Annotated in this window: 14 protein-coding genes; 2 read left to right on the top strand and 12 right to left on the bottom strand. The window is 39.2% G+C overall.

Translation table 11 applies throughout. The features are described 5' to 3' along the window. Positions 1–21 precede the first annotated feature (21 nt). From RYX56_RS02585 to RYX56_RS02560, 6 genes are all read right to left on the bottom strand, one after another. Positions 22–459 carry a YaaR family protein gene (locus RYX56_RS02585; RefSeq protein WP_317120573.1) on the bottom strand — a complete coding sequence of 146 codons (438 nt, stop codon included), beginning with the start codon at positions 457–459 and terminating at the stop codon, positions 22–24. A gap of 108 nt (positions 460–567) precedes the next feature. After that, on the bottom strand, positions 568–1,971 hold the full coding sequence (locus tag RYX56_RS02580) for a flagellin N-terminal helical domain-containing protein (RefSeq protein ID WP_317120572.1): 1,404 nt from the start codon (positions 1,969–1,971) through the stop codon (positions 568–570). Positions 1,972–1,986: 15 nt separating this feature from the next. Beyond that, positions 1,987–2,412: a flagellar export chaperone FliS gene (gene fliS, locus RYX56_RS02575; protein WP_317120571.1), complete on the bottom strand. Its 426-nt coding sequence runs from the start codon at positions 2,410–2,412 to the stop codon at positions 1,987–1,989. A gap of 64 nt (positions 2,413–2,476) precedes the next feature. After that, positions 2,477–2,776: an EscU/YscU/HrcU family type III secretion system export apparatus switch protein gene (locus RYX56_RS02570; protein ID WP_317120570.1), complete on the bottom strand. Its 300-nt coding sequence runs from the start codon at positions 2,774–2,776 to the stop codon at positions 2,477–2,479. Continuing rightward, positions 2,773–5,565: a hypothetical protein gene (locus RYX56_RS02565; protein WP_317120569.1), complete on the bottom strand. Its 2,793-nt coding sequence runs from the start codon at positions 5,563–5,565 to the stop codon at positions 2,773–2,775. Before RYX56_RS02565 ends, RYX56_RS02570 begins: the two co-directional genes overlap by 4 nt. Next, the gene (locus RYX56_RS02560; protein ID WP_317120568.1) at positions 5,519–6,763 is read right to left on the bottom strand and encodes a DNA polymerase IV; all 1,245 of its coding nucleotides are present in this window, start codon (positions 6,761–6,763) and stop codon (positions 5,519–5,521) included. The genes RYX56_RS02565 and RYX56_RS02560 overlap by 47 nt, the downstream gene beginning before the upstream one ends. A gap of 242 nt (positions 6,764–7,005) precedes the next feature. Between RYX56_RS02560 and RYX56_RS02555 the strand changes: the two genes are divergently transcribed. Next, entirely contained in the window at positions 7,006–7,212 is a 207-nt protein-coding gene (locus tag RYX56_RS02555) for a hypothetical protein (protein WP_317120567.1), read from the top strand. A gap of 352 nt (positions 7,213–7,564) precedes the next feature. Here the strand turns inward: RYX56_RS02555 and RYX56_RS02550 are convergent, their stop codons facing one another. Then, the gene (locus RYX56_RS02550; protein WP_317120566.1) at positions 7,565–8,683 is read right to left on the bottom strand and encodes a tripeptidase T; all 1,119 of its coding nucleotides are present in this window, start codon (positions 8,681–8,683) and stop codon (positions 7,565–7,567) included. A 162-nt stretch (positions 8,684–8,845) separates the two neighbouring features. Continuing rightward, positions 8,846–9,280 (bottom strand): methylmalonyl-CoA epimerase, encoded by a 435-nt coding sequence (mce, locus tag RYX56_RS02545; RefSeq protein ID WP_317120565.1) that lies wholly within the window; start codon positions 9,278–9,280, stop codon positions 8,846–8,848. 165 nt (positions 9,281–9,445) lie between these two features. On the opposite strand from mce, the gene prli42 reads away from it, so the two are divergent. Further along, on the top strand, positions 9,446–9,535 hold the full coding sequence (gene prli42 / locus RYX56_RS02540) for a stressosome-associated protein Prli42 (protein ID WP_022626944.1): 90 nt from the start codon (positions 9,446–9,448) through the stop codon (positions 9,533–9,535). Positions 9,536–9,572: 37 nt separating this feature from the next. On the opposite strand, the gene RYX56_RS02535 is transcribed toward prli42, so the two are convergent. From RYX56_RS02535 to RYX56_RS02520, 4 genes are all read right to left on the bottom strand, one after another. Next, entirely contained in the window at positions 9,573–10,079 is a 507-nt protein-coding gene (locus RYX56_RS02535) for a L,D-transpeptidase (protein WP_317120564.1), read from the bottom strand. A gap of 39 nt (positions 10,080–10,118) precedes the next feature. After that, positions 10,119–11,087, bottom strand: coding sequence for an aromatic acid exporter family protein (locus RYX56_RS02530; protein ID WP_317120563.1), 969 nt, complete (start codon positions 11,085–11,087; stop codon positions 10,119–10,121). A gap of 105 nt (positions 11,088–11,192) precedes the next feature. Continuing rightward, positions 11,193–11,915 (bottom strand): amino acid ABC transporter ATP-binding protein, encoded by a 723-nt coding sequence (locus RYX56_RS02525; protein ID WP_317120562.1) that lies wholly within the window; start codon positions 11,913–11,915, stop codon positions 11,193–11,195. Then, positions 11,908–12,564, bottom strand: coding sequence for an amino acid ABC transporter permease (locus RYX56_RS02520; RefSeq protein ID WP_317120561.1), 657 nt, complete (start codon positions 12,562–12,564; stop codon positions 11,908–11,910). The genes RYX56_RS02525 and RYX56_RS02520 overlap by 8 nt, the downstream gene beginning before the upstream one ends. Between the last annotated feature and the right edge of the window lie 25 nt (positions 12,565–12,589).

Genomic DNA, 12,589 nt, shown 5'->3' with positions numbered 1-12,589 from the left:
TGTGGCAGACATAGGTCTTCTTTAAGCATAAATATTAACGAGCAATCCTTTAATTTCCCCAACCATATCCAGTATTTGAAGCCCTTTTTTCTCTTTTTCAAGGACTGCATCTGTTAAATCGAGTAGTTTACGATCAACCTCTTGCACAATTTTATAGATTTTTGTCCGGCCCCTCCGGTTAAAACCTCTACGTTCTTCAAGGCTCAAGCCAAATTGAACAGCATCTTCCATAAATTCTTTGACAAGCTGTTTGTATTTTCGTAATTCTTCAACTGTACGTGTTTCGGAAAGCACTTTCCCTTGGTCATCGATTTTGTGCATCAGTTGAGATAATTTTTCATACGCTTTGTCATCTCGCTGCTTTCCCATCACTTCATGAAATGAAACTTTAGCAGTCGGTTCTTGTTTCTTCGGTTCAACCTTCCCAAGCCCAGTCCGAGCAATTCGTTGAACATCCATGCACTCACACCCTTACGATATTCTTGTCACTAGTGTAGCACAAGTATCTACTGTTGAGATAAGAAAAAGCGAAAAGACAATTGTCTCCCCGCCCTTTAAAGATCAGTATTATTGGAGCAATTGCAATACACCTTGCGGCAATTGGTTAGCTTGCGCAAGCATTGCAGTTGCTGATTGATTTAAAATATTATTACGAGTAAATTCCGTCATCTCAAGGGCCATATCGGCATCACGAATACGAGACTCCGAAGCTGTCAAGTTCTCATGCGTTACTTGAAGGTTATTGATCGTGTGCTCCATACGGTTTTGAACTGCCCCAAGCTTTGCACGAGCATCAGAAAGCTTATTGATCGCTTGATCTAATTGGAAGATTGCTTGACTTGCTCCTTCATTTGATAACACATCAATACCCTCAATACCTAACGTCACAATATCCATACGAGGAATATCAATCATTACATTTTGATTCGTATTAGGTCCGATTTGGAAAGAAAGGGCGTTGTTGGTGATGTTAAAGTCCATTTCCCCTGCCTCGATACTTGTATTAAATTGATACTCAATCCCACCATGCTTAAATAGACCATTATTTGACACTAGTTTTCTTGATGCTTGAATATCAGTAGGTTCTTCAGAATCATTATTGTCTCTCAAGACGATTTCTGCTTCAACTTCCATCTTCACCTTAACAGTACCAGCAGAGCTAATTTTAGAAGTATCTATAGTCAACCCAAAAATATCTACCTTACCTGCATCAGCATGTCCACCAATATTAACTACTTTATTTCCAATTGATAAGCCATTAGGATCTAAGATTTCAATTTTTGCATCTTCACTATCGGTGTTCACTTCTCGAATCATAATTGTGTATTCACCAAATAACATCGTTGGCTCTTCCCCAAGACCTTCTGTAAATGTCACATCGTTCGCTTCATCAGACCCTAAACCAGCTGCCTTTTGTGTAAAAGTATATTTCGCTGTAGGATCAGTAATTTCAACTTGGTAGTCTCCAGACTTTAAGTTTGCATCAGTGACTTTTGGAAATCCAACCAAATTAATCTCATTTGCATCATTCTCATACGTCGTCAACACTGCACTAAAACCATTTAAAAGCTTGCGTGTATTAAACTCGGTCTTCTCAGAAATCGAATCAATCTCAGATTTTAACTGATCGATTTCTTTTTGGATTTGTTCACGATCATATTCTGTATTTGTGTCATTCGCTGCTTGAACAGCTAATTCACGCATACGTTGAAGCATCGTATGTACTTCTTGCATGGCTCCTTCAGATGTTTGCATTAAGGAAATACCGTCCATTGCATTACGCTCTGCCATTTTCAAACCACGAATCTGTGAACGCATTTTTTCAGAAATAGCTAGACCAGCTGCATCATCGGCTGCACGGTTAATACGTAGACCTGATGATAGCTTCTCTAAGTTTTTTGAAGTTTGGAATTGATTTTGATAGAGATTACGGTAAGAATTTAGGGCTTGGATATTATTGTTAATTTTCATTTTGGATAGGCTCCTTTAATCTTGGTAAATAGCAGTGGACTCGTAAGCATTTGCCTTTTGCTTCATCATTTTTGGCTGTGAATCTTTTTTGGATTTCATCGCTTCATTCCATGAAGACATGAGAGCCTCTAAAATGGTGATAGCTTCTTGAATGATGTTTTTATCTTTTCTTATATTCGCTTCTACTAATTGATCAGCGAGATAGTTATATACTTGATCAAGCTGGTCAGCAATAATGCCAGCTTCATAATTAATTCCAGTACCTAGTCGATGTACAATATCACTAGCTTTTTTTAATTTTTCATTCGCTTCTGTAAACTCTTTTTGATCAATCAACGCCATAGCATCTTCTAAATTCGTTAAGCATGCCTCGTATAATAGGGCAGTTAGCTCTTGAGGAGACTTTTGATGTAAGGCTTCATTCGTTAGGAAAGTGGTCAAACCTTTCCACCTCCGTCTATATTTTCTATTCACACTAGTATTATCGGCTGTTGTCGAACGTTGTTTAATAGTTTTTCTCCATATCTTCAATCAAAAGTAAAATCTCTGCCATAACCGAGTAAAGTTGTGGCGGAATATTATCTCCAAGATCCATATCTAGTAAATTTGAAACAAGGGTAGCATCTTCTTGCATGTGAATTTCATTTTTTTTAGCGAGCTCAATGATTTGATTGGCAAGCTGACCTTTCCCATGTGCAACTACTTTTGGAGCCCCGCCTTCTTCTTTATCATAACGAATTACTGCGGCAGTCGGACCATTTTGGACACGTCTTTTCGTCTGATTAAAATGTTTTTGTACGATCATATTTTATAATCAAACCCTTCCTCAGTGAAAATTGGTTTTATCTTTTTAGACTGGGTTTCTTCCCTGCCTGCTTTTTCTACTATTTCATGATGCAATTTTGTATAATTTATTCCTTTAATCGAGTAACCGATTTCCATTAATTTATCTACAGCTTTATCGACTAGAGGAGCCATACGATTAGGGAATGTTTCGTCATCATTTTTTAAAGTGACAGATAATTGGCGATCAGCTGCTGAGATTGATATACCGACCTCGCCCATCTTAGGTGTTTCCATTAAAAAAAAGATACTACAATTCTCCCAATCAACTTTCTCGCCTTCATTGCGAGAGTTTACAAATACTTGGAGGTTCTCTACTTTATTTTCTAACAGCATTGGGAGAGTAAAAAACAAACTTTGCATATTGGCTTGTTGATCTGACCTACTTAATAACTGTTGTCCAGTCACATTGTTTAGAGCTTGATTTGCAAGTTGGCTCGTTCTTGTTCCCTCTTCTTCCCCTCGTGCTAATTGCATTAAAGCAGACTTCATATTTCTCTCACTAGATTCCTGCTGTTGTTCACGTCCTGATGCTAAAAATTGAGCAATTTCGCTATCACGATTAAGTCCCATCCCACGGACCATCTCAAACATAGCACGTGGTGATCCTTCTTGTATCGGTGTTCGAACCGTCTCTGAAAATTGTTGTGGAAGGGATGTAGAAGGTAGACGCCCTTCTTGTCCAGCTCTTTCATTTATGGCAACATAATGCTTTACTTTCGTTTCAGATGGTTTGAAATTCAAACGTTCCATTAATTGAGTAACTTCACGAACGATTTGGTTGGCCTGTCGGTGTTGCCCTTTAGCCAACAATTTCTTAGCTTCGGCTAACTGCCCGCTTGCTTGCATGAGGCTGCGTTCTGTTTTCATATCAGTTAACAGCATCATTTCCGAACGAAGAATGGCTGTGTCTAGTTTTTTGATGGTTGTTTCAAGCAAGGGCTTTGCAATAGGTTGTGCATGGTTTTTAAATTGCTCAATTTGGCGCGAGACTTGGTCTAGCGTTCTTGTTATCTCTCTTTGAAATTGCTTGAAATCTGCAGTTGCTTCTGCAAGCTTCTGAGTGACGCTGGTGACTGCAATATTTTTACTGGCTACTTCCATACTTGTCTGGAATTGCTCATTTTGAATATAGGTTTGGCTTTCAACAGTATGTCTAATTGGAGCCGGCTCTAGTTGGCGAGCTACCTCTTCTGTCTGCTGTAATACTTGACTCACAAGCTGTCTTGCAGCAAGCTCTCTCCCCTTACCTGCTCGTTCACTGGCCTGATTAAGTTTATCTTGAATGGATGATTTGGTATCCTCAAGTAACTTAGGATGCTGTATAAGATTAGACTCTATTTGTTGGATGACCTTTTGAACATTTGGTTCTTTTTGAAGCGTATTGATTGCTTTAGACACCAAATCGGATAAGGTTTGCTGCTGGTTATTTCCATCTCTTCCGATTTTCACTTCCGACACCGATGTATTATGTTCAGCACTAAATTGCTGTTCCCCTCTTATTAAAGCCTGCATCATTTGCACTCTACCAACTTGAGATAGTTGACTTACCTGAGTTAATACTCGTTCAAGCGTTTGTTTTTGCTGATTTGAAAAATGAGCCTTCTGTTCAGCAAGCTGCCCTCTTACTTCATTCACCACTCTCTCGATCGATGGTTCTTTTTGAAGAATTGCTTGCATATTGCGTGACAATTGCCTCTCACTATTTGTTGAGGCTTGAATTTCTATTTGTCTTATCGCTTCGGTTAGTCTCTCTCTTCCTACTTTATCAAGATGAAGGGCTTCACTTGTCGCTCTCTCTATAAGTTGTGAAACTTCTCGTGACATCGCTGGTTGATTAACTACGTTTGTTCGCAGCTCTTCGGCTGCCTTTTGAATAGAGGGTTCCCTTTGAACAAAATTACGAATGTCCATTAGTTGGTCTCTGTTGATTTTAGGAGTGTTATTGCCTTCTTGTCTAATCTCCCTACCATTCCGCGTGCTTTCTGAAGGTTCCGCTCTATCTACTTTCTCACGAGATTCTATTTTGAAATTAGGATATACTTCTTTTGCGAGATCGTTCAATACATGAGTCAAGGGTCTCCCGTGCAAGGCTTCATGGACACTTCTTAGGTGGGTGGATGTCACTTCTAATCGTTTATTTGCTAAAGCCTTAACCGTTTCAAGACGACTAGTGTCTACATTTCCACTGCCTAGAAATCGTTGTAGCCCTTGCACACCCTCTCTTGTCAGAGGGACTCCTTTATCCATTAATGTTTGAGCAGCTTGTCTTAGGACAGGAGAAGTGGGATCCCCACCTAATTGTCTCAGAGTGTTCGTCATCACATCTCTTAGTTGGTTAGTAGTTGCAGCCCTGCCATTGCGTAACTCCTCACTGACCGTTCTCACCCTAATAATATCATCTTTTATTTGATCAATTTGAATGGTCATACGATCACTCTCAGGCATCTTCCCTTCAAACTTTGCGACGACCTCCCTGCCCCTTATATGTAAAACAGCTTCCTGATTATCTCGTCTTTCTTTCATTACTGCGTTATAAACATCACCTTCACGTAACGGTACCGACCGCTCTGGTTGACTCTGAGTTTGATTTAGGTGATTGACTTGCATACGCTCACGCTCCCGATCATCTTCGTTCTTATTCTTATTATCGGCATTCGTGCTACTAGAGTTAATCAATGCATAAAAAAGAACCAGAATTCGTTCATTCTGGTTCAAGAAAATCTTTTCGAAAGCTAGATCCTGACTCACGAGCAGACTCATCTTTACTTTTCCATGTTGAAGCAGTCCCTTTGTGAAGTATATCTTCACCGAATCGAGCATGAATTTCTTTTAACGTGTTCGCTATTTTTTCTTCTTTCATGTCTTCTTTATAATGAAATAAATCTAATTGTTTATACGCATGCTGCTGCTCAATTAAATCATAGCTACTTATTCCAATTAACCTAACTGATTCTTGATTCCATGCCTTAGTAAATAAAGCAGTTGCTACCTCGAAAATCTCTTCACTGCTTTGAATAGGGTTTGTAACCTTTTGACTTCTGGTGACTGTTTTCCAATCATGATAACGGATCGTCACTTGAATGCCTCTCGCTAATACTTCTTTTTTCTTTAACCTTTTACTGACGGACTCAGCTAAGGATTCAAAGGACCTTTCAATCAGTGCCATATTTTTAGTGTTTTGCTTAAGCGTGGTGGAATGACCGATCGTTTTAAATTCATAAATAGCTTCTGGGTCAACTGGTCGATCATCAATCCCGTTCGCACGGTCATGAAGCTTTCGCCCATTTGTACCAAACCATCCTTGAACATCTAATTGATTTGCATTTGCAAGGTCTCCAATTGTTTTAATCCCGCGCTTTTCCCATTTATCTACAGTACGCCTTCCAATTCCATACATTTCACTAATTGGAAGAGGCCATAACATCTGCTTTATATCTCTTTTTCTTAATATCGTGATTCCATTTGGCTTTTTCATATCACTTGCCATTTTTGCAAGAAATTTATTCGGCGCGATCCCAATGCTACAAGGTAAATCCAATTCCAATTTAATACGAGTTTGAATATCCTTAGCCAGTTCATATGGATGCTTAATTGGTAAATAGGATGTGACATCTAAATAACCTTCATCAATTGAAACGGGTTGAACAAGTGGAGTATAACTTCCCAACAACTCAAAAAGGGCACGAGAAGCTTGACGATATCTCTCATGATTTGGCTTCATCAACAGTAACTCAGGACATAAACGCTTTGCCCTCCAAACTGGCATCGTTGTTTTAACACCCTTAGCCCTCGCTTCATAGCTGCTTGTGACAATAATGCCTCTTCGCTCTTCCACATTACCAGCTATTGCTAACGGCTTACCTCTCAAGGTAGGGTCATAGGACATCTCAACTGACGCATAAAAGCTATTCATATCAATATGAAAAATGACTCGTCTTTGACTCAATCCTATCCCCTCCTTCTCTACTCATTTATTATACGAAAGAACGTTCGTCATGCAAAGCAACCAAATTTCACACTTTTAATTTTTTTGTTAAAACTAGCATCATACCAAGTTTATAAAGGGTTAGTCAAGATCTTTTTTCGAAAAAAACATTGCACTTTCCCGTTCTATCAGATAAGGTTTAAGTAGCAGGCGAAATGATTCCCATTTTGTCGAAGGGCCTGCATAATTGGAGGTGTCTTACAATGACCCACTATCAGTTGAAATGTGATCAGCGCTATGCCGATGTATTCGACCGCATTGTTGTTATCCTCCACGACTACCGCAAAGAAAACTTCAGATCGCCAACCATCGCACAAATTGCCTCAATGATTGGTGATACAGAGGAAGTAGTGTTAGAGAGTTTAGAGTTTGGTAAATACTTCTCAAACCATTCACCTTTCTTGCATTAAGAATCCGTTTGAGGGCATTTTGAATGTTTTACAATAATTCCACAAGCGTTTTTCATCTTCTATGTTTATGTTAGCCCACGTATAAGTTCGCATGATCATATTGGCATAAGGCCTGATTTTTATAATGTCTGCCGAGTGTTCGGACAAGCCGATTAATAGATGCTTTTAGCGAAGGATTTGAGGTTACTCTAGGTGTCCCTTGATCATGTTCTTCCATTCTTCAACTAGAATTATTTCACACCTTGTATTATGGTTTTTCGCATGCAAGCTCACCTAGCATAGCCTCTCTCATCATCGGCTGTCATTCTTCAAAAAAACCGATGAATCTTTTGAGATTCACCGGATCTATTCGTTATTTTGCTGCTTCCCTAACTACCGCAACAACAGCTTCAGATAATTTTACGAGCTCTGAAATTGGCATACGCTCATTTTTCGTATGAATTTCTTCGTATCCTACAGCTAAATTCACCGTTGGAACACCGTGTCCAGCAAAGATATTGGCATCACTACCGCCACCACTTTGCAATAGTTCAGGTGTACGCCCAATTGAAGTGATTGCTCGCTTAGCCACCTCGACAACCTCATCACCATCACCTAATTTAAACCCTGGATACATCACATCAATTTCAACATCAGCTTTTGTGCCCATTTCTGCTGCCGTATTTTCAAATGCTTCTTTCATTTTAGCTACTTGCGCTTCCATCTTTTCGTTTACTAATGAACGAGCTTCAGCTAGAATCGCCACGTGGTCACATACGATATTCGTTTGACTTCCACCTTCAAATCGACCGATGTTTGCCGTTGTTTCCTTATCGATACGACCTAATGGCATTTTAGAGATGGCTTTAGCAGCTACTGTAATCGCAGAGATGCCTTTTTCAGGTGCTACACCAGCATGAGCTGTTTTCCCATGAACAACTGCACGAACCTTTGCTTGTGTTGGCGCTGCTACAATAATGTTTCCAACAGGACCGTCACTATCTAGAGCAAATCCGTATTTCGCTTTTAAAAGAGATGGATCCATAGCTTTAGCTCCTACAAGCCCTGATTCTTCCCCTACCGTAATAATAAATTGAATGGTTCCATGTTCAATATTCTCTTCTTTTAGAACTCGAATGCCCTCAAGCATCGCAGCAATTCCTGCTTTATCATCCGCTCCTAATATTGTCGTTCCATCCGTCACGACATATCCATCTTTAATGGATGGCTTCACACCAATACCTGGTACAACTGTATCCATATGTGAAGTGAAATAAATCGTGTCTACACCGTCTTTTGTTCCAGGTAGGGTACAAATTAAGTTTCCTGCGCTATGATCTGTTTTATCGGCAGCATCATCTTCAAATACGTCTACACCAAGAGAAGTAAATTTTTCTTTTAAGATCGGAGCAATAGTCTGCTCAAATTTTGTTTCAGAATCAATCTGTACAAGCTCCAAAAACTCGTCAACTAAACGTTGTTCATTAATCATTATGTAAGCCTCCAATTTATAGTGTCAGCTTAATGGTACATGATTTTGCGATTTTTTTCACCTTTTCTCCTTTTTAGCATGGTTTTTAAAGGTGTAGTAATAGGTACTTTTTATTAAAAAAAGCTAAATAAAGCGCAAACCTAAACGTTTGCGCTTTATGATTTATTCTTTAGTTATAGTAGCATTTGTTTTCTCGCAAAATTCATACAAGACACCTCTTGCTGATTTCGGATGCAAAAAGGCTACTTTCGCTCCGCCAGCGCCAGGTACCGGCTCTTCATGAATCATTTGCACACCATTTTCTTTAATATCTTCAATTCTAGTTTCAATACTTGTTACACCAAGTGCTATATGGTGTACGCCTTCTCCACGTTTAGCGATGAATTTGGCAATCGGACTTTCCTCCGAAAGGGGCTCAAGTAACTCAATTTTTGATTCTCCAATTCCTAAAAAAGCAACTTTGACCCCTTGTGATGGAACTTCTTCAATATCGATTAATCTCAATTTCAAACTTCCAACATAAAAAGGGAGAACCTCTTCAATCGATGTAACTGCAATTCCGATATGGTCAATTTTTTTCGGTGTTTTTTCACTCAAAGGAACCACTCCTCCAATCATGACAATCTACTTAAACTAATTCGTCATAGGTCTAAAATCTCCTGCATAGCTTGTCAAAATTTCTCGATAAAGAAGCTACCTCTTGTCCTTAGCGTCAGAAATTAGTAATATAGAATAAGAGACATATGAGGGAGGGTTTATGCAATGCCACGTAAATTCCAAAAAACAATCATTTATATTATGATTTTCACAATGGTCGTTGGAACACTTTTAATGGGTGTATCATTGTTCTAAAACAAATAAAAGTCGTTGCCAAATGGCAACGACTTTCTTACATAGCTCCTGCTTTTTTCGCAAGTTCCTCAAATGATGCATCTACTTTATCTGTGATATACAGTTTTGTTCCCAAAGGAATATCCTCGTACAGTTTCTCCACTACTTCATTTGGTAAGCGAATACAACCCGCCGTTACATGCGACCCGATTGAATCAGGCCGGTTTGTGCCATGTATCCCATAAATTCTACCGTCCGTTCCCCTCGCATCAAAACCAATCCATCGTGTTCCTAAAGGGTTATGAACGTCTCCACCTCGAATGTCTAACTTTCTGTAATAAGGATTTTTGGCTTTTACCACAACCGAAAAAAAGCCCGTAGGTGTTCGATCTCCTTCTTTTCCACTTGCGACCGGAAGTATTTCTTGTAAGCTTCCGTCATGGATATAGGCCAACTCATTAGTAGCTACATTCACAATAATAAATGGATCGCCATAGCTCGGATTTTCTCCAAGTGGCCAAATCGGTGAGGCAATCATCAATAAAGCTAAACACACTGCTACCATCTAAGATCACCGTCTTTACTTTTTTTGATAGTGTGTGTTTTATATGGATCGTTTATCCACGTGGTTCCATAAGCGGTCCTTTATGTGTAAATATTGTCTAAGCTCATGCATGATGTAGAGAAGCGATGACCGAATTTCAAACTCTTCTCTTGATTGAGGTAGGTCCATTTCTTTAAATTCTGCCTCCATCTTATCAAGTCGCTCAAGAAAATAGACAACATGATTAGCAGGACTTAACGATTTACTTAACTCATCTAGAAAGTCGGCTAGTTCTATACTTTGGGGCAATGACTTTTCCAAGGATGAGACAAACGGCATAAGTCTCTCGACAATTTCAAATTGCTTCTCTCTCATTTTAAAGTAGTGATAGTACTGATCTTCATAACGCATAATATGATTATGGACATTACGAAGCGCTTCATTCTTACCAACTTTAAGAAGCTCTATTGTTTCTGGAATCTCTTTTCCGTCCCACTCACTTTCACCATGACGTAAATATTCAGCCATTTCATGCAAGATCTTTTTAAAGTGGTCTTCAATATCACGCAAATAAACCCTTAAAACCTTTTCACTACTTGGCATGTATAAATTCATTACGAGGGCAACCCCAATACCAATAATGATTAATAGCACTTCATTGATGATAATAGCAACTGACACTTGTTGGAGTGTATATAAATGCAAGACGATAACGGAACTTGTCACAATCCCTTCCTGTACTCTTAGCATAACAGCTGTCGGGATGAAGAGAAGAAGTAATATCCCTAATGACCAAGGTTGATAGCCGATCAGTTCAAATATAATCACACTATAGGCCATCCCAATTAAACAGGCGGCAAACCGTTGCCATGAGACGACTAATGACTTCCTTCTCGTGACTGATATACATAGGATGGTGAGGATAGCCGCAGATGCATAAAAATCAAGATGTAGCATTTGTGCAATTCCAATAGCAATTGCAGCACCTACGGCTGTTTTTAAGGTTCGGTAGCCAATTTTAAAATTCATTCATGAACCACAGGCCTTTCTTTTTTGCTTTAGTTTACCATCTATTTTAACCTTCCTCCCCAAATTAAAAAAGACCCACAGTTATAAAAACTGTGAATCCCTTAATTACAATACCTTTTCAAGAAAGTCTCTTGCTCTTTCAGATTTAGGGGCAGAAAAGAATGTTTCAGGAGGAGCATCTTCAACGAGCTTTCCTCCATCTAAAAATAACACTCGATCTGCCACTTCACGTGCAAAGCCCATCTCATGGGTCACAATCATCATTGTCATGCCCGTATGCGCTAAATCTTTCATAACAGCAAGTACTTCTTTTACCATTTCAGGATCAAGTGCCGATGTTGGTTCATCAAAGAGCATGACCTCAGGCTCCATCGCAAGAGCACGTGCGATCGCAACACGTTGCTTTTGACCACCCGAGAGACGATTAGGATATTCATCTCTCTTTTCACTTAAGCCTACTTTATCAAGAAGCTTTTCAGCACGCTTTGTCGCATCTGTTTTAGAAAGCCCTTTTACCGTCATCGGTGCATACGTTAAGTTTTGTAGGACTGTCATATGCGGAAATAAGTGAAAATGCTGAAATACCATCCCGATTTGTTCACGGACCTTTAACACATTTGTTTTTTTATTAGTAAGGTCCTCATTTCCAACTAGAATCGTACCTGCAGTCGGCCTTTCCAGAAGGTTGATGCAACGTAAGAACGTTGATTTACCAGAACCAGAAGGCCCGATGACTGCGACCACATCTCCTTTATTCACTTCAGTTGAAATCCCTTTTAATACATCTACTTTCCCGAAGGATTTATGCAAATCAACAACCTTAATCACTACGTTGCAATCTCCTTTCAATCATTCGTCCAATAATGGTCAACACCATTACCATCACATAATAAATCAGTCCAACAAACAATAACGCCTCAAAATACTTATAAATTTGTGCATTTACCATTTGAGCACGTCTCATAATATCCCACACACCAATAATAGAGACAATGGCTGATTCTTTCGTTAAGTTAATAAACTCATTAAAAAGAGCAGGTAGAATATTACGAAATGCTTGTGGCAAAATGATTCTGATCATCATTGGACGCTCAGGAATTCCAAGAGCAGCCGCTGCTTCTTTTTGCCCTTTGTCGACCGCTTGTATCCCTGCACGAATAATTTCTGATACATAAGCAGATGAATTTAAACCGAATGCTAATACCCCTGCTAAAAATGCACTCATATCAATTCCGAATTGCGGAGCCCCGTAATAAATAATGGATAACTGCAAGATTAAAGGCGTACCGCGAAACACGGATGTATAAGCATGAGCAAACCATCTGAGAATGGTCACTTTCCCAATTTTCATTACTGCTAAAATAACCCCTAATATGAGACCGACTAATAATGAAGTTGATACAAATTGTAAGGTAACCCCTATCCCTTTTAAAATAAAAGGGATGTGAGGTTCAATCACTCTAAAATCGATATTCATGACTGAAATTGTCCTTCCTACACGA

Source organism: Alkalihalophilus lindianensis, assembly GCF_032843265.1.
GTDB classification, from domain to species: Bacteria; Bacillota; Bacilli; order Bacillales; family Bacillaceae_D; genus Alkalihalophilus; species Alkalihalophilus lindianensis.
Note: the sequence above shows the minus strand (reverse complement) of the source record. Positions and strands in the feature narration are given on the sequence as shown.

What these genes read in the sequence shown, in the direction of transcription:
- RYX56_RS02580 (WP_317120572.1), bottom strand. Translation starts at nt 1,971, where the DNA reads ATGAAAATTAACAATAATATCCAAGCCCTAAATTCTTACCGTAATCTC.
- RYX56_RS02535 (WP_317120564.1), bottom strand. Translation starts at nt 10,079, where the DNA reads ATGGTAGCAGTGTGTTTAGCTTTATTGATGATTGCCTCACCGATTTGG.
- RYX56_RS02520 (WP_317120561.1), bottom strand. Translation starts at nt 12,564, where the DNA reads ATGAATATCGATTTTAGAGTGATTGAACCTCACATCCCTTTTATTTTA.
- RYX56_RS02585 (WP_317120573.1), bottom strand. Translation starts at nt 459, where the DNA reads ATGGATGTTCAACGAATTGCTCGGACTGGGCTTGGGAAGGTTGAACCG.
- RYX56_RS02530 (WP_317120563.1), bottom strand. Translation starts at nt 11,087, where the DNA reads ATGAATTTTAAAATTGGCTACCGAACCTTAAAAACAGCCGTAGGTGCT.
- prli42 (WP_022626944.1), top strand. Translation starts at nt 9,446, where the DNA reads ATGCCACGTAAATTCCAAAAAACAATCATTTATATTATGATTTTCACA.
- RYX56_RS02550 (WP_317120566.1), bottom strand. Translation starts at nt 8,683, where the DNA reads ATGATTAATGAACAACGTTTAGTTGACGAGTTTTTGGAGCTTGTACAG.
- RYX56_RS02555 (WP_317120567.1), top strand. Translation starts at nt 7,006, where the DNA reads ATGACCCACTATCAGTTGAAATGTGATCAGCGCTATGCCGATGTATTC.
- RYX56_RS02570 (WP_317120570.1), bottom strand. Translation starts at nt 2,776, where the DNA reads ATGATCGTACAAAAACATTTTAATCAGACGAAAAGACGTGTCCAAAAT.